The 25,034-nt window shown below is 68.9% G+C and carries 27 protein-coding genes, 1 tRNA gene and 1 pseudogene; 19 read left to right on the top strand and 10 right to left on the bottom strand.

Annotation, left to right across the window (positions count from 1 at the left end):
• Positions 1–75: 75 nt before the first annotated feature.
• Positions 76–453 carry a GntR family transcriptional regulator gene (locus tag ACWEBX_RS16640; protein ID WP_451885564.1) on the bottom strand — a complete coding sequence of 126 codons (378 nt, stop codon included), beginning with the start codon at positions 451–453 and terminating at the stop codon, positions 76–78.
• Positions 454–816: 363 nt separating this feature from the next.
• On the opposite strand from ACWEBX_RS16640, the gene ACWEBX_RS16635 reads away from it, so the two are divergent.
• The 9 genes from ACWEBX_RS16635 to ACWEBX_RS16595 all read left to right on the top strand — a co-directional run bounded on the left by ACWEBX_RS16635 (position 817) and on the right by ACWEBX_RS16595 (position 6,805).
• The gene (locus ACWEBX_RS16635; protein ID WP_451885563.1) at positions 817–978 is read left to right on the top strand and encodes a hypothetical protein; all 162 of its coding nucleotides are present in this window, start codon (positions 817–819) and stop codon (positions 976–978) included.
• A 92-nt stretch (positions 979–1,070) separates the two neighbouring features.
• The gene (locus ACWEBX_RS16630) at positions 1,071–1,334 is read left to right on the top strand and encodes a DUF6284 family protein (protein WP_451885562.1); all 264 of its coding nucleotides are present in this window, start codon (positions 1,071–1,073) and stop codon (positions 1,332–1,334) included.
• Positions 1,331–2,449: a conjugal transfer protein gene (locus ACWEBX_RS16625; protein WP_451885561.1), complete on the top strand. Its 1,119-nt coding sequence runs from the start codon at positions 1,331–1,333 to the stop codon at positions 2,447–2,449. Before ACWEBX_RS16630 ends, ACWEBX_RS16625 begins: the two co-directional genes overlap by 4 nt.
• Positions 2,446–3,060, top strand: coding sequence for a GGDEF domain-containing protein (locus ACWEBX_RS16620; protein ID WP_451885560.1), 615 nt, complete (start codon positions 2,446–2,448; stop codon positions 3,058–3,060). Before ACWEBX_RS16625 ends, ACWEBX_RS16620 begins: the two co-directional genes overlap by 4 nt.
• A complete protein-coding gene (locus ACWEBX_RS16615) occupies positions 3,057–3,398 on the top strand; it encodes an RRQRL motif-containing zinc-binding protein (protein WP_451885559.1) in 342 nt (113 codons plus the stop codon). The genes ACWEBX_RS16620 and ACWEBX_RS16615 overlap by 4 nt, the downstream gene beginning before the upstream one ends.
• A gap of 84 nt (positions 3,399–3,482) precedes the next feature.
• Positions 3,483–5,711, top strand: coding sequence for a cell division protein FtsK (locus ACWEBX_RS16610; protein ID WP_451885558.1), 2,229 nt, complete (start codon positions 3,483–3,485; stop codon positions 5,709–5,711).
• A 141-nt stretch (positions 5,712–5,852) separates the two neighbouring features.
• Positions 5,853–6,104: a hypothetical protein gene (locus tag ACWEBX_RS16605; RefSeq protein ID WP_451885557.1), complete on the top strand. Its 252-nt coding sequence runs from the start codon at positions 5,853–5,855 to the stop codon at positions 6,102–6,104.
• Between the two features lie 18 nt (positions 6,105–6,122).
• Entirely contained in the window at positions 6,123–6,317 is a 195-nt protein-coding gene (locus ACWEBX_RS16600) for a hypothetical protein (RefSeq protein WP_451885556.1), read from the top strand.
• A gap of 14 nt (positions 6,318–6,331) precedes the next feature.
• Positions 6,332–6,805, top strand: a complete 474-nt coding sequence (locus ACWEBX_RS16595) for a hypothetical protein (protein WP_451885555.1) — start codon at positions 6,332–6,334, stop codon at positions 6,803–6,805.
• Here the strand turns inward: ACWEBX_RS16595 and ACWEBX_RS16590 are convergent.
• On the bottom strand, positions 6,802–7,332 hold the full coding sequence (locus ACWEBX_RS16590; protein ID WP_451885554.1) for a hypothetical protein: 531 nt from the start codon (positions 7,330–7,332) through the stop codon (positions 6,802–6,804). The genes ACWEBX_RS16595 and ACWEBX_RS16590 overlap by 4 nt on opposite strands.
• Before the next feature lie 207 nt (positions 7,333–7,539).
• Here ACWEBX_RS16590 and ACWEBX_RS16585 point away from each other — a divergent pair, with 207 nt between their 5' ends.
• The 6 genes from ACWEBX_RS16585 (at position 7,540) to ACWEBX_RS16560 (ending at position 13,864) form a co-directional block, all read left to right on the top strand.
• Positions 7,540–8,229, top strand: a complete 690-nt coding sequence (locus ACWEBX_RS16585; RefSeq protein ID WP_451885553.1) for an SAM-dependent methyltransferase — start codon at positions 7,540–7,542, stop codon at positions 8,227–8,229.
• Positions 8,226–8,876 carry a DNA cytosine methyltransferase gene (locus ACWEBX_RS16580; RefSeq protein ID WP_451885552.1) on the top strand — a complete coding sequence of 217 codons (651 nt, stop codon included), beginning with the start codon at positions 8,226–8,228 and terminating at the stop codon, positions 8,874–8,876. The genes ACWEBX_RS16585 and ACWEBX_RS16580 overlap by 4 nt, the downstream gene beginning before the upstream one ends.
• Positions 8,873–9,766, top strand: coding sequence for a bifunctional DNA primase/polymerase (locus ACWEBX_RS16575; protein WP_451885551.1), 894 nt, complete (start codon positions 8,873–8,875; stop codon positions 9,764–9,766). Before ACWEBX_RS16580 ends, ACWEBX_RS16575 begins: the two co-directional genes overlap by 4 nt.
• Positions 9,763–10,125 (top strand): hypothetical protein, encoded by a 363-nt coding sequence (locus ACWEBX_RS16570; protein ID WP_451885550.1) that lies wholly within the window; start codon positions 9,763–9,765, stop codon positions 10,123–10,125. The genes ACWEBX_RS16575 and ACWEBX_RS16570 overlap by 4 nt, the downstream gene beginning before the upstream one ends.
• Positions 10,122–11,669 (top strand): YfjI family protein, encoded by a 1,548-nt coding sequence (locus ACWEBX_RS16565; protein ID WP_451885549.1) that lies wholly within the window; start codon positions 10,122–10,124, stop codon positions 11,667–11,669. The genes ACWEBX_RS16570 and ACWEBX_RS16565 overlap by 4 nt, the downstream gene beginning before the upstream one ends.
• A gap of 689 nt (positions 11,670–12,358) precedes the next feature.
• Entirely contained in the window at positions 12,359–13,864 is a 1,506-nt protein-coding gene (locus ACWEBX_RS16560; RefSeq protein ID WP_451885548.1) for a tyrosine-type recombinase/integrase, read from the top strand.
• Between the two features lie 38 nt (positions 13,865–13,902).
• Here ACWEBX_RS16560 and ACWEBX_RS16555 read toward each other — a convergent pair.
• The 5 genes and pseudogenes from ACWEBX_RS16555 to ACWEBX_RS16535 form a co-directional block, all read right to left on the bottom strand.
• Positions 13,903–14,070 (bottom strand): annotated as a pseudogene (locus tag ACWEBX_RS16555) (IS630 family transposase); the annotation flags it as partial.
• Positions 14,071–14,090: 20 nt separating this feature from the next.
• Positions 14,091–15,071 (bottom strand): PIN domain-containing protein, encoded by a 981-nt coding sequence (locus ACWEBX_RS16550; RefSeq protein ID WP_451885547.1) that lies wholly within the window; start codon positions 15,069–15,071, stop codon positions 14,091–14,093.
• 211 nt (positions 15,072–15,282) lie between these two features.
• Positions 15,283–15,356 (bottom strand) — tRNA-Pro (locus ACWEBX_RS16545).
• A gap of 28 nt (positions 15,357–15,384) precedes the next feature.
• Complete coding sequence (locus ACWEBX_RS16540; RefSeq protein WP_451885546.1) at positions 15,385–16,173, bottom strand: Pr6Pr family membrane protein; 789 nt, start codon at positions 16,171–16,173, stop codon at positions 15,385–15,387.
• A gap of 336 nt (positions 16,174–16,509) precedes the next feature.
• The gene (locus ACWEBX_RS16535) at positions 16,510–17,436 is read right to left on the bottom strand and encodes a metallophosphoesterase (protein ID WP_451885545.1); all 927 of its coding nucleotides are present in this window, start codon (positions 17,434–17,436) and stop codon (positions 16,510–16,512) included.
• A 170-nt stretch (positions 17,437–17,606) separates the two neighbouring features.
• Between ACWEBX_RS16535 and ACWEBX_RS16530 the strand changes: the two genes are divergently transcribed.
• Entirely contained in the window at positions 17,607–18,071 is a 465-nt protein-coding gene (locus tag ACWEBX_RS16530; RefSeq protein WP_451885544.1) for a GatB/YqeY domain-containing protein, read from the top strand.
• 465 nt (positions 18,072–18,536) lie between these two features.
• On the opposite strand, the gene ACWEBX_RS16525 is transcribed toward ACWEBX_RS16530, so the two are convergent.
• Positions 18,537–20,825, bottom strand: coding sequence for a transglycosylase domain-containing protein (locus ACWEBX_RS16525; protein ID WP_451885543.1), 2,289 nt, complete (start codon positions 20,823–20,825; stop codon positions 18,537–18,539).
• 404 nt (positions 20,826–21,229) lie between these two features.
• Here ACWEBX_RS16525 and ACWEBX_RS16520 point away from each other — a divergent pair, with 404 nt between their 5' ends.
• Complete coding sequence (locus ACWEBX_RS16520; RefSeq protein WP_403454756.1) at positions 21,230–21,568, top strand: WhiB family transcriptional regulator; 339 nt, start codon at positions 21,230–21,232, stop codon at positions 21,566–21,568.
• A 163-nt stretch (positions 21,569–21,731) separates the two neighbouring features.
• Here ACWEBX_RS16520 and ACWEBX_RS16515 read toward each other — a convergent pair whose 3' ends face one another.
• Entirely contained in the window at positions 21,732–23,186 is a 1,455-nt protein-coding gene (locus ACWEBX_RS16515) for an ArsA family ATPase (protein WP_451885542.1), read from the bottom strand.
• Complete coding sequence (locus ACWEBX_RS16510) at positions 23,183–24,160, bottom strand: ArsA family ATPase (protein ID WP_451885541.1); 978 nt, start codon at positions 24,158–24,160, stop codon at positions 23,183–23,185. Before ACWEBX_RS16510 ends, ACWEBX_RS16515 begins: the two co-directional genes overlap by 4 nt.
• A 126-nt stretch (positions 24,161–24,286) precedes the next feature.
• Between ACWEBX_RS16510 and ACWEBX_RS16505 the strand changes: the two genes are divergently transcribed.
• Positions 24,287–24,445 carry a hypothetical protein gene (locus ACWEBX_RS16505; RefSeq protein ID WP_355759385.1) on the top strand — a complete coding sequence of 53 codons (159 nt, stop codon included), beginning with the start codon at positions 24,287–24,289 and terminating at the stop codon, positions 24,443–24,445.
• Complete coding sequence (locus ACWEBX_RS16500) at positions 24,442–24,912, top strand: RidA family protein (protein WP_326786491.1); 471 nt, start codon at positions 24,442–24,444, stop codon at positions 24,910–24,912. The genes ACWEBX_RS16505 and ACWEBX_RS16500 overlap by 4 nt, the downstream gene beginning before the upstream one ends.
• Positions 24,913–25,034: the final 122 nt, after the last annotated feature.

Below are 25,034 nucleotides of genomic sequence, written 5' to 3'. Positions count from 1 at the left end.
GTCCCCTCCCCTTCTCTGCCGTCCCCAGGCTGTCACTTACCTCTCAACTCCCGTTCCCCGCATGCTGGTTGCAGATCAGACACCACCCGGCGCGGAGCGGCTTTCGAGCGCTTCGAGCCTGCCGCGAAGTTCCGAGACTTGGGAGGTGAGATGTTCGAGCTGGCGCAGAACTTCGGGGAGGGCGATCGTGTTGGCTTCGCCGGCTTCGGTGGTTTGCTGCGGATCGCGGGCGTAGCTGCCGCGGGACGTGGTCAGGATGAGCCCATCCTCGCGGAGGATCGCAAGGGCTCGCTGCACCGTCATTCCCGAGATTTTGAAACGCGTGGCCAGGTCTCGTACAGAGCCCACATGGGCTCCCGGTTTGATGTCGCCGCGCAGGATCTCTTGCCGCAGGATGTCGGCCGCCTGCTCGGACTCCGGTCTGGGGTCGTCTTTCGAGATTTCAGCGCTCATCACGGCATCGAGCGTACCCACCCCTAGCACGACCTAGCACGAATCTGCGCAGCCCTCTTGCGCAGTGGTACGTGCTAGTACATGCTATTACGTATCGGCACGGTGAATCCGTAATGGGTTCGGCGGCTGTTTTTAAGTGCCTGACCTGCAAGAAAAGGCCCCTCTTGGGGCCATGAGCCTCCGCCAAGCGGGGGCGAGGGACCCGGGGCCCTTGGCATCCCGGAGGGCTTAGACCGAAAGGTCACGTCTCCATACGCCTGCAACGGGAGCCCGTGTTCCCAAAGGAGACAGAGCACCACTTCACCTCACGTCGTCACCGCGTTCCGATGCGGTGACCCATCCGCGACACGTCAGGAGTCCCGCATGTCCGGCGAGAAGTCGCAGGAGTCGTCCGACCTGACCACCCAGGAGAACGTTCAGAAGGGTCAGCAGGTCTACGCCCGCATGGTGTCCGGCGAGTGCAAGGACGTCACGGCGGAGCTGAAGGCCACCTACGGCCACGACGGCGACCGCAACAGCAACTGACACACCCATCCCATGAAACGGCGCGCGGCTCCGGTGCTGGAACACCGGAGCCGCTTTCGGGCCGTACCACCTGCAAGGGAGACCACGACCCAATGAACGAGATTACTGTTCAGGACGCCATCACGGCATTCGCCGACTGGATGGAGCCGACGGACGCGGAGCTGTCCGCGATCGAAGCCGAGATGCCGCTGATCCTGGCGGACGTCGACCTGATCGACGCACAGATCACGGCTATGGACCACGCCCCGAACGACGTCGACGCCGGCCGTATCCGCCGGGCGCTGGCCCGGGTGCTCGCCGAACGGGCCAAGCTGACCAACCGCACCGCTATGGTCCCGGCGGGGGGTGCGGCGTGAACGCGCCCCGGAAGCCCTTGACCAGGGTTCAGGTCGGGGTCCTGGCTGCCGCGTTCGTGCCGATGCTCGCCACGGGCGTGGTGGGCGGGATCGGTACGTACAGCAACATCGGGCACGCCTACGGCACCGGGACCGCGCTCGGTGCGCTCGGTGCCGGCGAGGGTGCCACGGCCGTGCTCGCCCTGGTCCTGCTGGGACTGACCATGCTGGGCCAGTCCTCGCCGCGCGTCGTACGGATCGGGTTGTGGGCATTGCCGGCCGCCGCCGCCGTCATGGGCGCCATGGCCGCGCCGGACCCGGGCCGCACTGTCGTCTACGCCCTGACCCCGATGGGCATGTCCGTCTCCGCTGAGGGCATGGCGTTCCTCGCTCGCCGGATCGTCGTACACACCGACGGCCGTGACGCTGAGAACGAGCGACGCACGGCGGACATCGTGCAGGCTCTCGCCTACCACCGAGCCCGCGCCGCCCATCACCCGGTCGACCGGGTCCGGAAGCGGTCCGATCGGGCGTCGTGGCGTCTGGCCCGCAAGGTCGGGGTCGGGGACGCTGCGCTCGGATCGAGGCTGCTGGACGTTCAACGCGACCGGATCACGGACGGCGCGGACGCGGCGCTCGCCTCGATGTTCGGCACCACCACCCCAGCTCTTCCCGAAGTCACAAATGCGGAGGAATCGTCAGAAGGTGGTCGAGAACGGTCTACCTCTGACCTGCCCGGATCGAGCACGCCCACGATCGTGCTGACGCGGCTCACGGTGCCCGACCCTGCACCCGTCGACCTCGGCAAGTCGGGCGGCGGTATGAAGTCGATGCCCGCCGTCGTCCCGGTGGTGAAGCCGGTCCCGATCGCTGCGGCACCTGTCCGCTCGGTCCCGGCCGTGTCGCCTACACGACGTCGGGCGACGGGCCGTGTTCCGGTCGCCGCCAAGTCGCCTCGCACCCGCCGCACTCCCGATCAGCTCATGACGGAAGCGCGGAAGGCGACGGCCGAATGGGCGGACGCTGAGGTAACAGGGGAGGGCATCCGCCGGGCCCTGCGCACCTCGCCGACGAACGCCCGCATGCTGCGTGACGCCCTGCTCGCCGAACGCGCCATCAAGGCGGTGGCGCCGTGAAGACCCTTGCTGCCCTCTTACAGGCCGTGCCCGTCCTCGGGTGGGCGGTCCATGTCCGGTGGTTGCACGGACGCTTGACGGCTGCTCGCCGTGACCCGCTCACCGGGTTGTGGACGCGGGACGCGTTCACCCGCCGGGCCCGTCGCCTGCTGCGCGACCCGCGTGCCGTGGTCGTGCTGGCGGACGTCGACCACTTCAAGCGGATCAACGACACCCACGGCCATGCCGCCGGAGACGCGCTGCTGTCCACGATCGCGGCCCGGCTCGCCCATGCAGTCGCCCCCGGCGGTGTCGTGGGGCGGCTGGGCGGGGACGAATTCGCGGCCGTCGTCATCGACCGAGACGGCACGGCCGCCGATCGGCTGGACACCCTCGCCCGTGTCCTCGCCCGGCCGGCCGACACCGCGCCGAGTGTTCAGACCACGGTGTCTTTGGGGTGGGCGCGGGCCGTCGACCACCCTGGCGAGGACCTGTCCACGCTGATGCGTCGCGCCGATGAGGCGATGTACGCGGCCAAGCGATCCGGCCGGTCCGGTCCTCGCCGGGCCCGGCTCGGGAGGCTGCTCGGGTCGGTGGCTGGTCGACGGTTCGGACGGCGAGGCGCGGCGTGAGCACGCTGCCCGTCTTCCGGTGGCACCTCGCCCCGGACGGCTACGCCACCTGCCGCCAACTCCGGGCCCGGAACCTGCGGCCCGGCGGTCAGGATGTCGCCGCCACCCTCGAACGTCCCCGGCGGCGGGGCCGTCCGCCGCTGGTCGCCCACCTGTACCGGGTCGACCTCGCCAAGCCGGTCCGCCCGATGACGGCCGCCCGGTGGCGGGCCCACGCCGCGATGATGCGCGCCCGCCGCACCTGCCCCGAGTGCCACCGGGACGCCGGATACGTCATCCCGCCCTCGCTCGGATTGTGCGTGACCTGCGCCTACCCCGAAGAACAGCGCGCCGCCTGAACCGCCCTGAATCCCGGGTCCGGCCGCCCGACCTTCCACAGCAAGCCGGCCGGACCCGTCGACTCCCGAAGGAGTACGTACATCGTGACCGAGACCACCACCTTCACGCCCGCCGGGGACCCGGAGGGCATCGAGCGGCCGGCGGCCGACGTGCTGCCGTTCCCGCTGAAGAAGAAGACCGACCCCGACCCGACCGGCCCGAGCGAGGGTGTGGTGAAGCCGGGGGAGTGGGAGGCCGAACTCCCCGACACCGACGACCCGGAGGCCGACGGCCTCACCGACGGCGCCCCGGTGGACCCGCCGCGCGAGGTCTACCCGCCCTCGGCCGCGGAATGGATGCAGGAGCGGGACAAGACCCGCCTTCCCGTCCTCCCGGACTGGGTCAAACTCCCTGACCAGCGCACGGCCGTCCGCAAGTGGGCGGTGCGCCACTACTCGGCCGTGGCCGGGTATCACGCGCTCCGTCTGCCGCTGGTCTACACGCCGAAGATCTGCCTGTACGCGCCGCGCGGTGCGTGGCGCTGGTCGACTGCGACCGGCCGGTGGGTGTTCGACGCGGAGGGCAAGACGCTGCGGCTCGCGGCCGTGGCCGCTGAGGACGCGGCGGAGTACCTGAAGCTGTCGCGGCAGCGCAACGACCGCGTGAGGCTGCGCGGGATCGTCGCGGCCATCGCGTCCATGGTCGGTCTCGCCGCCGCGCTGACCCTGTACGTCATGGCGCCGTCGTGGCTGCTTCTGCTGGCCATGGCCGCGCTGACCACGACCCTCGGTGTCGCTGGGGCGCCGGCGGACCGGCCGCTGATCGACATGGCCAAGGTGACGTTCCGCAAGCGGCGGCTGTCCTCGGACATCGTGATCCGCGCGCACGAGGTGGCCGGGCTGACCAGCAAGGATCAGACGGTTGCCTTCCCGCGGCCGATCGGCCGGGACGGCGACGGGTGGCGGGTCGTGGTGGACCTGCCGTACGGCAAGACGTTCGAGGACGCGATGAAGGCACACGGCCGCCTCGCGTCCGGCATGGACATCGCCCCCACTCAGCTCTTCCTGGACAAGGACGAGACGAGCGGCCGGCGGGTGTCGTACTGGATCGCCGACCGTGACCCGCTCGCCGTCCCGTCCGGCAAGTCCCCGCTGCTGGGGGCAACACGGGTCGACTTCTGGAAGCCGTTCCCCTGGGGCGTGGACGAGCGCGGCAACCCGGTCATGGCGACCATGCTGTGGCTGTCGCTGCTGGTCGGCGCCGTCCCCCGGCAGGGCAAGACGTTCTCCGCTCGCACGATCGCGCTTGCCGCAGCGCTGGACCCGTACGTCAGGCTGTACGTGTTCGACGGGAAGGCGTCGCCGGACTGGCGCAAGTTCGCGCTGGTCGCGCACCGGATCGGGTTCGGGATCGTGCCGAAGAACGGCATCGACCCGGTGGTGCATCTGCTGACCTCGCTGCGGGAGTTGAAGGCGGATGTCGAGGACCGGTACCACCGGCTCTCGGAACTGCCGCTGCACATCTGCCCGGAGGGCAAGTTGACCCCGGAGATCAGCCGGGACATGAAGCTGAACATGCCGCTCACCCTGTTCGTGGTGGACGAGGTGCAGGAGTACTTGACCCACCCCGAGCACGGCAAGGAGATCCTGTCCCTGATGGTCTACCTCGCCCGGGTCGCCCCGGCGGTCGGTGTCTCGGTGATGACGGCGACGCAGAAGCCGGACGACAAGGCGTGCCCGTCCGAGCTGCGTGACCAGCACCAGGCTCGGTTCGCCCTGCGGGTCGGCGCCTACCAGGTCTCCGACACCATCCTCGGCGCCGGCTCCTACTCCGAGGGCCTGGACGCGTCCAAGCTCCTGAAGTCCCACAAGGGTGTCGGGCTGCTCAAGGGCATGTCGGACGAGTCGGGGATCGTGCGGACCTACCTCGCCGACGGCCGCGACGCGGAGCGCATCCTCACCCGCGCCGCCGCCCTGCGCGAGGCCGAGGGCACGCTGTCCGGCGACGCGGTCGGCGAGGCCCCGGCCCCGGAGACGTCCGCGACGATCCTGGACGACGTCGCCGCGGTCCTCGGCAAGGGTGAGGCCAAGGTGTGGTCCGAGACCATCGTGGACCGCCTCGCCGACCTGCGCCCCGAGACTTACGGGCCGTGGGCGGAGCTGGAGCCCAAGCCGAAGGCGGAAGCGCTCACAGCCGCGCTCAAGCCGTTCGGTGTCGGCACCGGGCAGATCAGCCGGCGCATCGACGGCGAACAGGTCAACAAGCGCGGCATCAAGCGCGACGACATCGCCGCCGCGATTACACAGCGCAACCAAAACAGGGACGCCGGATAGGTCTCCGAGGGTGCTACCGGTAGCGGCAGGCGTCGCTACCGGTAGCAACCCTGCTAGCAACCCAAACCGCCCCTGATCAGGCTGCTAGCAGATAGCGGCCCACCTGCGGAAACCCTCGAAAACCCCTCTGAGAGGCCCCCGATGAGCCTTCCCCTCCTTGCTGTCGCATGCCTACTCGTCGTCACGCTTGGTTACGGCGGTAAGTGCTGGCTGAGCCCGTTCGGCGACTGCCGCAAGTGCCACGGCATGGGCCACGCCTTCAAGACCGACCGCAAGGGCCGGACGCGACGCGGCAAGGACTGCCGCCGCTGCCACGCCACCGGCAAGCGCATACGCGTCGGCCGCTGGATCTACAACCGCGCCGCGCGCACCTACCGCGCCGGCACCCGCTGACCCCACAGGGAGACACCCGTGGTCCTCACCATCCCGCTCGTCTTACTGCTCGCCGCCGTGCTCGCCCTGCTGCTGCGCTTCCGCGCGCTCGGTGCCGGCGCGGCCGTCGCCGCCGCGCTCTTCGGCTTCTACCTCGCCGACACCGGCGCGGCCGACACCGTCAACCAACTCGTCGCCGCCGTGACCGGCGCCCTCGCCGACACCGGGCGCTAGAGAAGGAGACCGCCGTGAACGGACCCGTCCCCGCCCTGTGGACCGACCCGACGGCCGCACCGGTATACGACCCCGCATCACCGACCCTGTACGCGCCCACCCCGGCCGCCGTCGAACTGGCCGCCGAACGCGGCCCGGTGGTGTGGGTGCCCGACGCCTACGGGCGCATGGTCCCCATGCCCAAGCACCTCGCCCCCGCCCCGATCCTCCCGCCCGAGCCGCGCGACCTGACCCCGCTCCCGCTCCTGGACCCGATCGCCCAACGCTTCCTGGGCGCCGGGCTCGGCGGTGGTGCACTCGCGGCCGGCATCGGCTACGGCGTGGGCGAGATCGTCTCAGCCGCCGCCGGAATCAGCGGCGGAGCACTCGTGTGGGTCGCCGTTATTGTCCTCGCCCTGCGCGCCCCGGCCCGCGCGATCAGCGGTGGCAAGGGCAGCACGGTCAACATCCGCAAAGCCGTCATCAAGCGCAGCCAGTTCCACGGCTAGCCACGCCGAATGAACCCTTCCGGCTCCATGCCCGATTGGGTGCTGCGGCTAGAGGGTGGCCGCAGGTCGTCCCGCATGAGCCGCTGTAGAGCCTCCATCTGCTGGAAGAACGGCTGCACAGCTTGCTTGTACTCGGGAGTCTCGAAGGTCACCCCGTCCGAAGCGAGCAGGTCGCGAACCTTCCGTAACTGCTCGTAGAGCGGCAGTGCCACCCGATAGACGTGATCGGGAGCCGCCAGTCCCAACTCTCTGAGTACGGACTTCGCATCGGAATGCTGCGGGTCCAGATGAAACGCGTCATGAACCGCGTGCTGCCGCTCAGGACCGACCTCTCCCCGGGCCGCCGCAATGGCCATGCGGCTGTGGGCTTGGGCGAGCGCTGTCAGAAAACGCACGTAAACGAGCCGCTTGGTATCGGTCCATTGCTGATCCTTCTCGCGCCGCGAGCGCAGGACGTCAGTGATGACCGTCGCCCCGATTCCAAAGAGCGCACCCACTGCCGCAACGCCGAGAGTCCCCCACTCCATGTGCGCACAGTACGAGGTCCGCCGCCCCGACTCCAGACGGCCTCCGGACGGCGACCTTTCGCATCGCGATCACACCAGAGACCTGAAGCAATCCTCAACCAGCTTGAAAAGCAAGGTCGTTCACGACCAAGGGCGGCCCCCGTCTCGCCAAAGCCTGGGGCCGCCCTTGCTCACCAGCACCTCACCAAGGAACTGGAGACATCCAGCATGACCGAACACACCGACATCCGGCGAGTGCGCGGCCGACGGCCCCGCTTACTGGATCTGTTCTGCTGCCAGGGCGGCGCGGGCAAGGGCTACGACGGCGCCGGGTTCGAAGTGACCGGCGTCGACATCGCCCCGCAGCCCCGTTACCCGTACGCGTTCGTCCAGGTCGACGCCATCGCGTTCGTCCTTGCCCACGGCGCGGAGTTCGACTTCATCCACGCATCCCCGCCGTGCCAGTTCCACAGTGACTGCCAGCGGATCCAGGGCAACGCCCACCCCGACCTGATCGCCCCGACCCGCGCCGCCCTCGAAACCACGGGCCGCCCGTGGGTGATCGAGAACGTGGGCGGGGCGATGCCCAAGCTCCGTGACCCGGTGATGCTGTGCGGGCCGATGTTCCACCTGGCCACCTACCGGCACCGGTTCTTCGAGACCGGCGGCGGCTTCACCCTCCCGCAGCCCCGCCACCCCGAGCACGCCGTGCCGCAGGCGAAGATGGGCCGCCCCGTCCCGCCAGGACACTACGGGCAGTTCGTCGGCAACTTCTCCGGCGTCGACCACGCCCGCCACGTCATGGGCGTCCCCTGGATGAACCGCGACGGCATCCGCGAATGCATCCCGCCCGCCTACGCCCGATGGATCGGCACCCACGCCCGCTACAGCCTGCGCGCCACGGCAGTGGCCGCATGAGCGCCCGCGTCCTGCCGCTGCGCCGCCGGAACGGCCTTCGGGTGCTGGACCTGTGCTCGGGCGCGGGAGGCCTGTCGATGGGCTACTACCTCGCCGGGTTCGACGTCGTCGGCGTGGACATCGCACCCATGCCGAACTACCCCTTCCCGTTCATCCAGGCCGACGGCCTGGACTACTGCACCGCCCACGGCCACGAATACGACCTGGTCCACGGCTCCTGGCCCTGCGAGCGCTACGCCACCGTCACCAAATGGCGCGGCAACCCCGACAACCACCCCGACCTGATCGGCCCCGGACGCCAGATCATGCAGGCAACGGGGCGTCCCTGGGTCATCGAGAACGTCCCCGAGACCGCGACCGCGGGCCTGCTCCGCCCCGACTACCTGCTGTGCGGAACCCAGTTCGGCCTCAACGTCCGCCGACACCGCGTCTTCGAGACCTCGTGGAACGGCGGCGGCGACTTGGTCCCGCCGTGCTGGCACCGCAAAAACCTGCTGGCGTTCGAGCACAAGGGCGAACGCGCCTACGCCGACGCCATGGGCTGCACATGGATGACCAGCCTCGAAGCCCGCAAAGCCGTGCCACCCGCCTACACCCAGTGGATCGCCGAACAGTTCCTCACCCTCGAAGGGAGGACCGCCGCATGAACGGGCACCTGCTCACCGCCGCTCTGACGGCCGCAGAACGCGGCTGGCATGTCTTCCCCTTGCGCCCCGGCACCAAGCGGCCCGCACTGCACGGCGAGTGGGCATGCCCCGGCACCGGACCGTGCGAGAGCGGGCACCGGAAGTGGGAGCAGCGCGCCACGACCGACCCCGACCGCATCCGGGCCGCTTGGTCCCGGGCACCGTTCAACGTCGGTATCGCCACCGGCCCTTCCGGGCTGCTGGTCATCGACCTGGATGTGCCGAAGGACAACAGCAGTACGGACGCGCCTGACGGCGCGGCGACCTTCGGGGCGCTCTGCGAGCGCACCGGACACGCCGTCCCCGACACCTACGAGACCCGGACCGCGAGCGGCGGGGCGCATCTGTACTTCACTGTGCCAACCGGGGTGTGGATGGCCAACACGGCAGGCACCATCGCCCCGTTGGTCGACACCCGGGCATGGGGCGGATACGTCGTCGCCGCCGGCAGCACCACCCCCGCCGGGACGTACGAAGCGTTGCGCGGGCCCGCGGCGGCCCCTCTGCCTCCGTGGCTGCACGGCATCCTGCAACCCGCCCCCAAGCCCTCTCAGGCCCCCTCGGTGGCCATAGCGGGGCAATCTAACCGATACGCGGATGTAGCGCTCGCCGACGAGACGCGGAAAGTGGCTTCGGCCCAAGTCGGCGAGCGGGAGGCGAAGTTGTTCCGGGCCGCACGCGCTCTGGGGCGGTTCGTCGCGTGGGGCGACCTCCCCCGGCACGTGGTCGAGGAGGCTCTTCAGGAGGGGGGCGAGGCGGCCGGCCTGTCCGCGTCCGAGTGCCGCTCCACCCTGCGCAGCGCCCTGGACTGGTCCATCGCCCACAACCAGAACCGCCGGGCGACGGCATGAACACCCGCCGGCACACCTTCCTGAAGAGCATCACCACCACCCCGGACGGGCCGCGCGCCGCTGCACAGCCTGTGGACGATCCGTCCATGGGCGAGCCGACGGGCGTCGCCGAAGGCGTCCCCATTGCTGTTCGCCCTGACCCGCACCCGGGCGACGGGCGCCACGCCGTGGCCGGGCTCCACATCGTCGCACCGCCCTCGTGGAGCGTCACCCCCTCTGCCCGTTCCTGGTGCACCTGCGGCTACGAGCGGCACGCCATCGGCCGTGCCGCCGTGCTGCAACTGGTCGCCGCACACGGCGAACACCGCACCGTATGCCCGCTGCTGAACCCCACCTCGGAAGGCAGGACCGCCGCATGACGACCAACGACGTACGCGCGGATCTGTGGGAAGGGTTCGAGGACATCGAACCCGAGCAGATCACCGGCCCCGCCTGGGACGAACCCGTACCCCTGCGGGCACGCCCGCCGCTCCCCGACTTCCCCGTCCACGCCTTCCCGGCTTGGCTGGGCAGAATGGTGCACGGTGTCGCCGAGGAGACCCAGACCCCGGCAGACCTCGGCGGATGCCTGGCCCTGGCGGTTCTCGCCACCGCCGCCGGCGGACGCGTCAAGGTCTGCGTACGCGGGCACTGGCGTGAGCCCGTGAACATCTACACCGCCATTGCCCTGCCTCCCGGCAACCGGAAGTCGGCCGTGTTCGACCTGATGGTGAAGCCGTTGCTTGATGCAGAGAAGGCCCTGATCGAACTCTCCGGGCCCGTCAGGGCGGAGGCGGAGACCCTGGCCAAGCTGGCCAAAGTCGCCGCCGAGAAAGCCGCTGCCAAGGCAGCGAACGCTGAGCCCGAACACCGTGCCAATCAGACGACCGAAGCCGTCCAACTCGCGCAGGACGCTGACAAGATGCGGATTCCTGCGGAACCGCAGCTCGTTGCGGACGACGTGACCCCGGAGAACGTCGGAACGCTCCTGGACGAGCAGGGCGGGCGCATCTCCTGCCTCAGCGCCGAGGGAGAGCTGTTCGACATCATCGCTGGCCGCTACACGGGCAAGCCCAACATGGGCATGTTCCTCAAGGGCCACGCCGGGGACATGCTCCGGGTCAACCGGCAGGGCCGCAGTGCGCAGCACGTCGACTCCCCGGCCGTCACCATTGGCCTGGCCGTTCAGCCGGAAGTCCTGGACGCGCTCAGTCGCATCGACGGGGCCGACGGGCGTGGGCTGCTCGCCCGCTTCCTGTACTCCAAGCCCCTGTCCCTGGTCGGCTTCCGCAGCCTGACTCCCGCCCTGTTGGACGAGCAGGTGGCCGCCACCTACGCCAAGCATCTGGTGGGCCTGACGCTCGCCCTGGCGGACTGGACCGACCCCGCACTCATTCAGCTCACACCGGAAGCCGACGCGGTCCTGCTGGCCTTCCAGAAGGTCACCGAGTCGCGTCTCGGTCCGGACGGGAGTTTCGCGCCGATCGTGAAATGGGCCTCCAAGCGCGACGGCGCGGTCGCCCGCATCGCCGGACTCCTGCACCTCGCCGCCCACCCCGAGGACGGATGGCACAAGCCCATCGAGGCGTCGACCATGGCTGCCGCCACCGAACTGGGGGACTACTTCACCGCGCACGCCCTGGACGTATTCACCGTCATGAGCGCCGGGCCCGCCCACGAATCTGCGGTGACCGTCCTCGCCCAGCTCGTCTCCAGCAACCCTGCGCAGTTCACCAAGCGGGAGCTGTATCGGTCGCTGCGCCGGGCCGACTTCCCCGAGATCGGCGACCTTGACCCCGCGCTCGCCCTGCTCGAAGAACACGGCTGGATCCGCCAGCTCCCGTCCCCGCCCCGTTCCAGCAAGGGCGGCCGGCCGCCCTCGCCCCGCTACGAGACCCACCCGCGCATCGCGCGCGGAGCCTGACAGAACCCCCAGACCGCCGACAGAACTGACACAACTCCCTGCGCAAACCGCTGACCTGCACAAACGTCCATGATCGCGGTTCTGACAGAACTGAGTTAAAACCTGACAGAACTCCCGGTGGGCCGCCCGGAGTTCTGTGACAGAACCTCCCCCGACGAGGTTCTGTCAGGTTTTAACTCAGTTCTGTCAGAGATCCAAAACCCGACAAAACTGCAGGTCAACGGTTTGCCGGGGAGGTTCTGTCAGTTCTGTCAGCGGATCCCGCTTCTTCGTGAGGAGTCACCGCCACATGAGCACCGCACCGCGACCGGAACCCCCGCCCCTTCCCCCTGTCTACCTCCCGAGCGACATCGCCAAGGCCCTCCACTGCTCGGAGTGGTGGGTTAAGGAGCAGGCTCGCCGGGGACGCATCCCCTTCACCAAGCCCGCAGGGAGCTACCGGTTCACGGCCGAGCACTTCGCCGAGATCATGCACATCTTCGAGAGCCGCCCCGCCCAAAGCCATGACGCTCCTGCGTCAGCACAGCAACCACCACGGCGTAGGACGACCGCAACGGCGGCGTCCGTCACCTCTCTGAAGGCAAGGACGCCGCGCAGGGCGCAAGGCGGCCAACCGCATTCCAGCGCAGCCTGATTCGTGTGCCGCCCGGGTCTTAGCCGGGCGGCACACCCGTTCATAGGAGAACAAGGTGGGTTATGCCGAGAGTCTCGGCAGCTACTGGCGCGGCCGGTACAAGCTCGCGCCGGGCAAGTACGCCACTGTTCGCGATGCCGATGGCGATGCCATCCGCTTCCGGACCAAGGCTGCGGCAAAGAAGGCGGCTGATGCCGAAGAAGCGAAGCTGTTGGCCGGAACGAAGAAGGCGCCTCGTGAGCGGATCACCTTCGGTAGCTACGTCAACCGCTGGTATGCAGGACAGGACTTGGCGGCATCCACCATGCAGAACTACCGGCGGCACATCGAAGAGCATCTACTCCCCGCATTCGAGGACTCTGCCATTGCCGACATCCTGAGCACCGACATTGCCGCTTGGGAGAAGCACGAACGCGCCGTGCCCTATGCGGCATCCAGCGTCAAGACATGGCGGGCGACACTGCACCTGATCCTTGCCGACGCTGTTGACGAGGGGCTGCGCGACTCCAACCCGGCAACCAAGCGCCGCGGACGAGGGAAGCGCGCCGGCCGCTCACGCAACCGTGGCCCGGAGAAGGCGGTCACGACCGCACTCGGCATCCTGCTGCTCGCCGAGAGAATGGCTCTGCTGTCCGGCCGCGACGACGAGTTCGTTGCCGGCGTCATCAAGGGCTACACCGGCATGCGCTGGGGCGAGATCGTTGGCCTTGAGCCCGAGTTCGTCCGGCCGAAGAGCATCCGCGTGGAGTGGCAGCTCTACGAACTGGACACCGGCGAACTGCACCGCTGCCCGCCCAAGGACGACTCCTACCGCGACATCAACACTCCGGATTTCCTCGCCTCCCTGCTTGCCCGCCACGTTGCCCGGACGAGACCGACGCCTTGCGAGTGTCACGGACTGGCCTACGTCTTCCGCGGCCATGGAACCGCCAACGGGGCCGCAAGCCGCCCCGGGGCGAAACTGGTCGATGTGGCGCGCCGCTCCGGCGTATCGACCGGCACCGTCTCCAACGTCCTCAACCGCCCGGATGCGGTGGCGGAGCCGACTCGTCTGAAGGTGCTGGAAGCGGTCAGCGATCTCGGATACATCCGCAACGCTGCATCGGGGGAGTTGGCTGCTCACTGGCGGCGCTCCGGTTTCGCCACATGGCTCTTCCGGCCAGCCGCGACAGGGCGGTACCCGGGACGGGGCAGACAGGAAGAGCGGCCCGTGCCCGTCGTTGCCGAGCCATGGCCTGGCATCCCGGCACGCGGGCGAGGAGCCTCCAAGCGGGCTGAAGCGTGCTGGGTGCCGATCGCTCCGGGGCTCACCCCGCACGGGCTGCGTCACACGCACAAGACCCTGATGAGGGAAGTGGGGACCCCGCCAAAGCTCATGGACGAACGCATGGGCCATGAGGACGGCTCCGTCCAGTCGCGCTACGACCACATCACTCCCGGGATGCGGCAGGCGCTGATGACTGCGCTCACCGGGATGTGGGAGGAAGCGTTGGACGCGCGCCGGACGATGAGTCTCGGCTCGCCCGTGGCTGCTCTGGACGCGTTGCTGAAGGCTTGCTAGTGCTGTGCCAGGAAAACGTTCACCGGGTTGGTGGGTAGTCAGGCTGCTTGAGTGAGGGGGCGTCCGCCGTAGTAGACGCCCTTCTCGCTGCGGACGCTGGCGCGTTCCCAGCACTGGGCGGCCAGGATGTCGGGGTGGCGGGCGTTGGTGTTGCGTCAGGGCAGGTAGGCGTGCAGCTCGCGGGTCTGGACCGTGTGGTTCGGATGGAACCTATGCGGTCACAGCACTAAGTTCTCGGAACGTCATCGAGTGCTGTGCCCTTCTTCCGGTACTCCTCGGGCAGCCTCAGCACCGTCAGCCCCATCTGCTGCGCGCGCAGCCGCATGCCGAAGTCGTCCGTGAGGACTCGGGCTCCCTGCGCGGGGTGTTCTTCTGGCGGGTGCCAGATTAGCCGGATCTGGGGAGCATGGAGGTTGTCGAGGTCGGCGGCGCAGCGGAGGATCGCCAGGTCTGCATCGCCGCCACGCTCGTCGGTGTCGACCCAGATCTCCAGCGTCATGTCCTCGCGGAGCCGCACCGGGTCCCCTGGGCCGTTGTCCTTCAGTGCCCGCTCGAGGTAGCGGATCGCGGTGGCGGCCCTCTTCGCGAGCTGGCCTTGTCCGTACTTCTGGCGGTCTAGTTCGTCGATGACGGCCAGCGGAACGATAAGGCGGCACAGCTTCGCGCTCTCGCCTTGGTCCTTGAGGATCCTGCGCCAGGGGATGTCGCCGGGCTGGCTCCAGTGGTTGAACATGTTGGTGTCGTAGACCACCGGCAGCCCGATCCGGTCGGCCAAATGCTTCAGGACCCGCAGCTCCTGCCAGGCACGGTCCGCAGCTTCGGCCTGCGCCCGGATCTCCGTACTGGCCGCCTCGGATTCGGCTGTGCGCTCACGCCTAGAGGCCGCGCCATCAGCAGGCGGGCTGGCCACTCTCGACCTACAGAAACCGCGAAGGTTCCAGCGCCAGGGGGCTACACCATCGGCATCCTTCGGGCTGGCTATTCTCGCCCTACTGAGACTGAGAAGGTTCCAATACGTCGCGTTCTGGAGTCCGGCGCCAAGGTCCGGACTGGCAAACATGCGCGTGTAGTCGTAGGACAGCTTCGTCACCGCGTCGAAGTACGCGGTGACAGCATCGGTGGCCTTGCTGGCTTGGTTCCAGATCGTCATGGCTCTCGTCAGGACCATCTCAGCCAGCTCAAGGGAAGCCCCGGGATGCAGCCGCATGTCCATCATCATGCACCGCGGCAGCGGTCACCGTCGGCCGATCGGCTGGCTCACCACCAATTCGGAGAACGTTGTCGGCCAGAGCACTAGCGGGCGCCGATCTGGAGACAGATGCCAAGATCTTCTCCAGGATTTCTCCAGAGAGTCCCTGGAGAACGAGGCAGGCCCGGTGCTGATAACTCAGCACCGGGCCTGACCTGCGTTTTAGCTGTCGGGGTGGCGGGATTTGAACCCACGACCTCTTCGTCCCGAACGAAGCGCGCTGCCAAGCTGCGCTACACCCCGATTGTCGCTGCTCTCGCGGCGACGTCGTTTACTTTAGCCCACCGGTGGCCTGAGACGAAATCCGGTTTTCTGGGCGTCGGACGCGGCGTCGGACCGGGTCGGGGCGCACGTGATCGAGGACGACGATCAAGAGGGCCAGGGCGTAGAAGGTGGCGCCCAGGATGGCGGTGTTGCCGAGGACGCCTCCGTAGCCGTGCCGGTCCACGTCGACGAAAGGGTAGAGGTAGCGCGCCGGTGTCCCGGGCGTCAGCATCGCGCCGCGGGCCAGGCTGAAGGCCAGGTAGGCGAGGGGGTAGATCAGCCAGGTCGCGGCGTTGCGCAGTGCCAGCGGGGTCGGGCGGGTCAGCAGCAGCCAGTCGAGGGCCACGGCGATCGGCGTGACCGTGTGGAGGAGCTGATTGGCGACCGCGTGCCACCCGGAGAGCGTGTCGTTGCCTCCGGTCATGGAGAACGGCGTCGACTCGTTCGCCAGGATCAGGTGATAGACCAGGCCCGTGATCGAGGCGTAGATCAATGTGCCGCCTGTCAGCACCCCGGGCAACGGTCGGCGCGCCGACCAGGCCCGGCGCGCCGACGCCGCGAAGACCACGGCCACGAGCAGATTGGTCTGGATCGTGAAGTAGCTCAGCAGGCGGGCCGTGGTTCCCAGCTTCATCTCGATGGCCACGCCCGTCGCCGCCGCGAGGGCCACCAGGGCGCGGTAGACCGCGGTGGCCGGGCGGTGGGAGGGGGCCACCACCGCCGTCGCGGGGACGAAGGGGTGGGTCGACGGGATGATGCCCGGTATCGCGGGGAGATCGGGTATGTCCCTGGGCATAGGGGTGATCATGCCCTCACGCTAAGCGGATCGGGGCATTTGGGCGATATGTGTCGACCGGGTGGGTTACATGGTTGCGGGGGCGTGCTTCCGTCCAGCGCTGCTCGCCACATCGTCACCGGCCGAGTTGATGTGACTCCGTACCGTCCTGCTCTGCGGCAGTCGAGTCCACCGTGCCACGGGCCCGGCACGGACCGACCCGGGCCCGATTGGACCAGGACAGGCCCGGTCCGGTCTGGTGGCGCTTACCCCGACTGTCTCCGGCCCCCGGGTCATCGCCTTCGCGTGTCGACCGGGCCTCGGCTCAGCGCCCCGCCCCCGGAAACCCCAGACTCGCTACACCCGCTCCACCAGCGTCAGCAGTGACGCCTCCGGCGGGCAGGCGAAGCGGACCGGGGTGTAGCGGCTCGCGCCGCAGCCCGCTGAGACGTGCATGTACGACGTCCGGCCCTCCGCCGTATGCCGGGAGAGGCCCTTGACGCGGTCCGTGTCCAGGTCGCAGTTGGTGACGAAGGCGCCGTAGAAGGGGAGGCAGATCTGGCCGCCGTGGGTGTGGCCCGCCAGGATCAGGGGGTAGCCGTCGGCGGTGAAGGCGTCCAGGCTGCGCAGGTACGGGGCGTGCACGACGCCCATCGAGAAGTCGGCGGACTCGGACGGGCCGCCGGCCACGCGCGCGTAGCGGTCGCGCTTGATGTGCGGGTCGTCGAGGCCTGTCAGCTCGATCTCCGAGCCCTCGATCTTCAGCGTCCCCCGGGTGTTCGTCAGGTTCAGCCAGCCCGCGGTGTCGAAACCGTCGCGCAGGTCCTCCCACGGGTTGTGGACGGCGCCCACGACCGGCTTGTTGCCGTTCAGCCCGTGACGGCCCGCCGTCTTCTCGAACAAGTAGCGGGCGGGGTTGCGGAGTGTGGGGCCGTAGTAGTCGTTCGAGCCGAAGACATAGGCGCCCGGGAACTCCATCAGGGGGCCGAGCGCGTCCAGCACCTCAGGCACACCCTCCGGGTCCGAGAGGTTGTCCCCGGTGTTGATCACGAAGTCGGGGCGCAGGCCGGCCAGGGAGCGCAGCCAGCGCTGCTTCTTGCGCTGTCCGCTCACCATGTGGATGTCGGAGACCTGAAGAATGCGCACCGGTCGCATCCCCGGAGGCAGTACCGGGACAGTCACCCGCCGCAGGCGGAAGGAACGGGCCTCGAATCCCGCCGAGTACAGCAGTCCGGCGGCGCCCACCGCCGTGATTCCCAGGGGTACTCCGTATCGCGCGCGCATACGCCCATCGTGTCAGACTCCGCCGAGCGCCCTTCACCGCCTGTGGACAGTCCGAAAGTCCCCGTCCGGGGTCTGCGGAGAAGGCATCCCCGCACGACCCTTCGGACCTCGGCCGGGCGCGCTGGAAATCAACAGGCGTCCGCATCACCGCACCTGCGACACTTGACGGCATGACCACGCTCAAGTCGAAGTTGCAGGCAGACCTCAACGCCGCGATCAAGGGGCGCGACGAGCTCCGCTCCTCGACGATCCGGCTGACCCTCTCCGCGATCACCAATGAGGAGGTCGCGGGCAAGACCAAGCGCGAACTCTCCGACGAGGAAGTGCAGAAGGTGATCGCCCGCGAGGCGAAGAAGCGTCGTGAGGCGGCCGAGGCCTTCGCGCAGGGCGGGCGCTCCGAGTCGGCCGAGCGTGAGCGGGCCGAGGGCGAGGTGCTCGCCGTGTATCTGCCCAAGCAGCTTTCCGACGACGAGCTTCGGCAGATCGTCGCCCAGGCCGTCGAGGAGGCCAAGGCGGCCGGCGCCGAGGGGCCGCGCGCGATGGGCGCGGTCATGAAGATCGTGAACCCGAAGGTGGCCGGGCAGGCCGAGGGCGGCCGTGTCGCCGCCGCCGTGAAGCAGTTGCTCACGGGCTGACCCCCTCCCCGGTTCCGGTTCCAGATCGGTCCCGGGTGCAGGTCCGGTTCCAGGTCCGGTCCCGGTGCAGGTCCTGTTCCGGTCGATGCATCGGTGCCCTCGCCGGTTCGGCGGCGGCCGGTGGCCATCCCGAGGATGCCCTGGCTCGGCCTGCTCGCCGAGGCACTGCCCAGTCGTCCCGAGGCGGACGCCGTGCGCACGCCCCGCGGACGTCGTACGTCCCCGGCGGGTGCGGGCCATTGCGCCCGGCCCGCCGATGTCGTACGCCCCGGCGGGTGGACGACGACGCGATTGCGCCGGCCAGCCACCTCGTGCGTCACGTCACGGCGTCACGGCGTCACGGCGGCCCGCCTGCCACACAACACCCCTTACGCCGAACGCCCCGTGGCCCAGGATCGACTCCTGGCCCACGGGGCGTTCCCGCGTACACGCGAAGGCGTAGGACTACGGGTTACGGGCCACGCCTCAGCGTTGGCCGCCGTTTGCGTTGCCGCTGTTCGTGTTGCCCTGGATCCATCCGTCGGGAAGGGAGATGGAAGGCGTCGGGAAAGTCACTCCGCCGTCGCTCTGGCCGCTGATGGTGTTGCCGTTGACGGTGCCGGTGGTGTTGTCGTTGCCCCGGCCACCGTGGCGGCCGCGGCCCTTGTTGTTGTCGTCGTCCTGGCCCTTGCCCTTGTTCTTGTCGGGGTCGGGAATGTTGACCAGGTTGAAGGACGGGGCGTCCTTGCCCGAGAGCGCGCCCGTCATCAGGTCCCGCCAGATCGGACCGGGGACCTGGCCGCCGTACACCTTGTCGTGCCAGACGCCGCCGATCTGGATGCCCCTCATCTGGACCCGCTGGGAGGCGCTGCCGACCCAGACGGCGCCGGACAGGTTCGGCGTGTAGCCGACGAACCAGGCGTTCTTGCGCTCGTCCGTCGTACCCGTCTTACCGGCGTTGGCGCGGTCGGTGAGACCGGCCTGCTGGCCCGTACCGGAGTCGATCACACCGCTCAGCAGGCTGTTGACGGTGTCCGCGGTCGTCTCGGACATGGCCCGCGAGCAGGTCGACTTGGGCACGTCCAGAGACTTCTCGCGGCCGCCGATCTGCTGGCTGATCGACTCGATGGCGACCGGCGTGCAGTACATGCCCCGGGAGGCGAAGGCGGCGTAGGCCGTGGCCATCGTGAGCGGCGAGATGCCCTTGGCGCCCAGGGCGATGGCGGGCACCTCGGGGAGCTTGTCGCCGTTGCCCTGGACCACGCCGAGCTTGTCGATCTGGTTCATCACCGGGCACAGGCCGATGTCGGAGATCATCTGCACGAAGTAGGTGTTGACCGACTTGGCCATCGCCTCCTTCAGCTGATACGGGCCCTGCTCGGACGCGCTCTCGTTCGGGACCTGCTCGTTCGCCTGGTTCGTCCACGGCTTGCTGCCGCAGGTCTGCACCGGGCTGGGGTACGGCATCTTGTTCGGCGAGGAGTACTCCTGCGTCGCCGGCCGGCCCTGCTCCAGCGCTGCCGCGGCCACGAACGGCTTGAACGTCGAACCGGTCGGGAAGCCGTAGTTCGAGCCGCCCATGTCGTAGTTGACCGAGTAGTTGTACTCGGTCTCGTTCTTCCCGTAGCCGTACGGCTTCGACTGGCCCATCCCGAGGATCTTCCCGGTGCCGGGCTCGACGAGAGTGGCCGCCGCGGCGACCTTGTCGGACTTGTAGACGTGATCCTTCAGCGACGCCTGGATCGACGCCTGGGACTGCGGGTCGAGCGTCGTACGGATCGTCAGGCCACCCTGGTTCCAGACCTTCGCCCGCTCCTCCTTGGTCTTGCCGAAGACCGGGTCGCTCAGGAAGACCTTCTCCACGTACTTGCAGAAGAAGGAGCCGCCCTTGACGGCCGTGATGCAGCCGTTCTTCGGCTGGCTGACGTGCAGCCCGAGCTTCGTGGCCTTGGCGGCGTCGGCCTGCTCCTGGGAGATGTCGTGCACCTCGGCCATGCGCTGCAGCACGGTGTTGCGGCGCTTGAGGGCCTCCTCCTCGTCGTTGACCGGGTCGTACCGGCTCGGCGACTGGACGATGCCCGCGAGCAGCGCGGACTCCTGGAGGTCCAGGTCCTTGGCGGGCTTGGAGAAGTAACGCTGGGAGGCGGCCTCGATGCCGTACGCCTGCTCCCCGAAGAACGTGATGTTCAGGTAGTTCTCGAGGATCTTCTTCTTGCCCAGCTTCTCTTCGAGCTGGATCGCGTACTTGAGCTCGCGGATCTTGCGGCCGATGGTCTGCTGGGTGGCCTGGGCGACCTTGGTCGGGTCGTCGCCGGCCTCTTCCACGAAGTAGTTCTTCACGAGCTGCTGGGTCAGGGTGGAGGCGCCCTGGGCCACCCCGCCGTTCTGCGCGTTCTGGTTGACCGCGCGCAGAATGCCCTTCAGGTCGATCGCGCCGTGCTGGTAGAAGCGCGAGTCCTCGATCGCGACGATCGCCTTCTGCATGGACGGCGCGATGTCCTTGAGGTCGACCACCGTGCGGTCGCGCGAGTAGACGGTCGCGATCTGACCGCCCTTGCTGTCCAGGATCGTGGTCCGCTGACTCAGCGCCGGACTCTTCAGATTGTCCGGAATGTCATCGAATCCCTGGACCGACCCCTTGGCCGCCAGACCTAGCGCGCCCGCGGCGGGCAGCGCGATTCCGGCCATGACGGCGCCCGCAAGCACGCTGACACCGAGGAACTTGGCGGCCTGCTGCGTAGGGGACAGACCACCGCCCGAGCGCTTCTTTGGCATGAGGGCAGCCTACGTTCTCATTCGCCGGACACGCGTATATGCCTTGGCCTAAGCTGCTCACAACTGTCACAGCAGTGCGGCCACGTATCAATACGCCGGCGACCCCGAATCGTTCCGGAGGTTCCGCACTCGTGTGGAGTGCGTGTCCGAATCGGCCTTGTGTGTCACAGGGCGTCCGTTGTGACTCGACCCAACTGTCCCGGTTTGCCGGGATGGTCGCGCATGTCTTCGGCTCACTCCCCCGGGTGATCTGCCGCTTACGCATAGTCCGTTCGGGCCATTCAAGATTGGGCCCGAAGGGGGTGTTGCGCTGTGCCCACCTTCCGTAACGTCCTCAACTGGCGGCGGTGAATATGCCGCTGCCGCCGTGGGGGAGCCTCGATTCGGGAGAGGACGGCGCCGGTATGGGCTGGGTAACCGACTGGAGTGCGCAGGCGGCCTGCCGCACTACCGATCCAGATGAACTGTTCGTTCAAGGAGCAGCGCAGAACAGGGCCAAGGCAGTGTGCACCGGATGTCCGGTTCGCACGGAGTGCCTCGCCGACGCGCTCGACAACCGCGTCGAATTCGGCGTGTGGGGTGGCATGACCGAGCGTGAGCGCCGCGCATTGCTGCGCCGGCGGCCGACCGTCACCTCGTGGCGGCGCCTGCTCGAGACCGCGCGTATGGAGTACGAGCGCGGGGCGGGCCTGCTGCCCCTCGACGAGGAAGAGGTGTACGAGCGCTACGCGGCGGTGGGCTGAGGGGAGTTCGCCCGTCGCGGCCAGGACGTCAGGACGCCGCTCTCGGGCCTCTCAGGCCCACGCGGGCCCTCCCGGCCCGCTCGGTGGCCGCGGGGGCAGGCAAGGGCCTGAACGGGCCCCTCAGGGGCCTCCGTACGTGGCCAAGGCCCCTCGGCCTCCGCACTCAGCTTTCGGGCAGCTCCGGCCGGTGGGCCGCGAGCCGGTTCCCGATGTCCCGCAGCCCCACGAGATCGTGGACGTCGCCGGGCAGCGCGGCCACTTCGGCCACCGGCACCTCGGGGTGCCGCGCGGCGAAGCGGTCACGCGTGCGCTGCTCGCGGGAGAGCAACTGCATGCGCTCGGCGTGGAGCCTCAGCAGGCCTGCGGTGAGCTGGTCGATGGATCGCTCGGGGTCCGTGGCGGCGGTCCTGTCCGTAGCGGTGGTGCAGTCCGTGCCGGCCGTCCTGTCCGTGGTGGCGGGGGAGCCTTCGTCAGGAGCTGATGTACCGGAAGCCAGTGATTCTGAACTGCCGTACGTGCCAGGAGAGTTACGAAGTCCAGCCTTCCCGTCCGCCTGATCCACAATGCGGGCCTCGGCAAGATTTTCTACGGCGGCGGCTTCGGGATCCTCCGCACCGGCGGCTTCCGGATTCTCCGCGGCGTCGGCCTCGGGGTTCTCCGCGGATTCCGGGTTCTCCCCGTCGGCGGAGTCCAGATCCTCCGCGGCGGCGAGCGCCCGCTCGGCGGAGAGCTGGGTGGCCCCGCTGCCGTGCACCCGGTTGAGCACCAGCCCGGCGAACGGCATCTCCTCCGCGGCCAGCCGCTGCACGAAGTACGCGGCCTCGCGCAGCGCGTCCCGCTCGGGCGCCGCCACCACCAGGAACGCGGTGCCGGGCGCCTGGAGCAGCTTGTACGTGGCGTCGGCCCGCGTACGGAAACCGCCGAACGTGGTGTCCATGGCCGAGACGAACGTCTGCACGTCCTTCAGGAGCTGCCCCCCGAGCAGCTTGCCCAGGGTGCCCGTCATCATCGACATCCCGACGTTCAGGAACTTCATGCCCGCCCGGCCGCCCAGCTTCGCCGGCGCCGTGAGCAGCCGGATCAGCCGCCCGTCGAGGAAGGAACCGAGCCGCTTCGGGGCGTCCAGGAAGTCCAGCGCCGAGCGGGACGGCGGCGTGTCGACCACGATCAGGTCCCACTCGTCGCGCGCCCGCAACTGGCCCAGCTTCTCCATCGCCATGTACTCCTGCGTGCCCGCGAAGCCCGCCGAGAGCGATTGGTAGAAGGGGTTGTTGAGGATGGCCGCCGCCCGGTCGCCGTCCGCGTGCGCCTCGACGATCTCGTCGAACGTGCGCTTCATGTCGAGCATCATGGCGTGCAGCTCGCCGCTGCCCTCGACGCCCTTCACCCGGCGCGGAGTGTTGTCCAGGGAGTCGATGCCCATCGACTGCGCCAGCCTGCGCGCGGGGTCGATGGTGAGCACGACCACCTTGCGGCCGCGCTCCGCGGCACGCAGCCCCAGAGCCGCCGCCGTGGTCGTCTTGCCGACGCCGCCCGAACCGCAGCACACCACGATGCGGGTTTCCGGGTCGTCGAGCAGCGGGTCGAGATCGAGGACGCGGGCGGGGTCCAGACTCATGACATCCCTTGCTTACGGAGCTGTGCGGCCAGTTCGTAGAGGCCCGCCAGGTCCAGGCCCTCGGCGAGCAGCGGGAGTTCGTGCAACGGCAGGTCCTGCTCGGCCAGCACGCCGCGCTGCTCGGTCTCCAGCGTGTACCGCTCGGCGTACTCCTCGGCCTGCTGGAGAAGCGGGTCCACCAGCCGTTCGGCGAGGCCGCCGCGCCGCGCCCCGCCGAGACCGGCCGAGGAGAGCGACTTGGCGATCGCCGAACGCGGAGTGGTCTTCGCCAGTTCCAGGTCGACGCCGTCGAGGAGTGCCGGGCGCACCATGTTCACGATGATCCGGCCCACGGGAAGCTTCGCCGCGCGCAGCTCCGCGATCCCGTCCGCGGTCTCCTGTACGGGCATCTCCTCCAGCAGCGTCACCAAGTGGACCGCCGTCTCCGGGGACTTGAGGACGCGCATGACGGCCTGGGCCTGATTGTGTATCGGGCCGATCTTCGCGAGGCCGGCGACCTCGTCGTTCACGTTCAGGAAGCGAGTGATGCGGCCGGTGGGGGGCGCGTCCATCACCACGTAGTCGTACGTGAAGCGGCCGCTCTTCTCCTTGCGCCGCACCGCCTCGCACGCCTTGCCGGTCAGCAGGACGTCCCGCAGTCCGGGCGCGATGGTGGTCGCGAAGTCGATCGCGCCGAGCTTCTTGAGGGCGCGGCCGGCACCGCCCAGTTTGTAGAACATCTGGAGGTAGTCCAGCAGCGCGAGTTCGGGGTCGATGGCGAGGGCGAACACCTCCCCGCCACCTGGAGCGACGGCGATCTTCCGCTCCTCGTAGGGCAGCGCTTCTGTCTCGAAGAGCTGCGCGATGCCCTGTCTGCCCTCGACCTCGACGAGGAGGGCACGCTTGCCCTCGGTCGCGAGGGCGAGCGCGAGGGCGGCGGCCACCGTGGTCTTGCCGGTACCGCCCTTGCCGCTGACGACCTGGAGCCTGCTCACGTATTCGAGCCTAACCAGTCCGCCGCCGGAGTAAGCAGGAGGCTGTGGACAACCGGCGCTGTCGGAGGCGGGGCGGCGGGTGGCTCGGGCGGGAGGCGGTGGTCGCCAGCGGCTACAGTCGGCCACATGACCAAATGGGAATACGCCACTGTGCCGCTGCTCGTCCACGCCACGAAGCAGATTCTGGACACCTGGGGCGAAGACGGCTGGGAGCTGGTCCAGGTCGTGCCCGGCCCCAACCCCGAGCAGCTCGTGGCCTACCTGAAGCGCGAGAGGTCGGCGTGAGCGGGGCTGTCGAGGCGAAGCTCGCCGAACTCGGACTGAGCCTTCCGGGCGTCGTTCCGCCGCTGGCCGCGTACCAGCCCGCTGTGCAGTCGGGCGTGTACGTGTACACGGCCGGGCAGCTTCCGATGGTGGACGGGAAGCTTCCGGTCACCGGGAAGGTGGGCGCCGAGGTCACGGCCGAGGAGGCCAAGGAGCTCGCCCGTACGTGCGCGCTGAACGCGCTGGCCGCGGTGAAGTCGGTCGTGGGCGACCTCGATCGCATCGCGCGTGTCGTCAAGGTCGTGGGGTTCGTGGCGTCGGCGTCGGACTTCACCGGGCAGCCGGGTGTGCTGAACGGGGCGAGTGAGCTCCTGGGTGCCGTGCTGGGCGACAAGGGTGTGCACGCCCGGAGCGCGGTCGGTGTGGCTGTTCTGCCGCTGGACGCGCCGGTCGAGGTCGAGATCCAGGTGGAGCTCACGCACGCGTAGCCCTCCGGGGTGTCACCTGGGCGCGGTTCCGGGCCGGTGGGTGGGTCGGGGCCGTGCCGGTGCATCAGCCCGTCGCCGTTGGACGGAGAGGTGAGCGTCGGTGGCGACGGGCATCGATGTAC

The organism is Streptomyces sp. NPDC005070, from assembly GCF_053600395.1.
The sequence above is the reverse complement of the archived record's forward strand: the minus strand, read 5'-3'. Positions and strand labels throughout refer to the sequence as shown.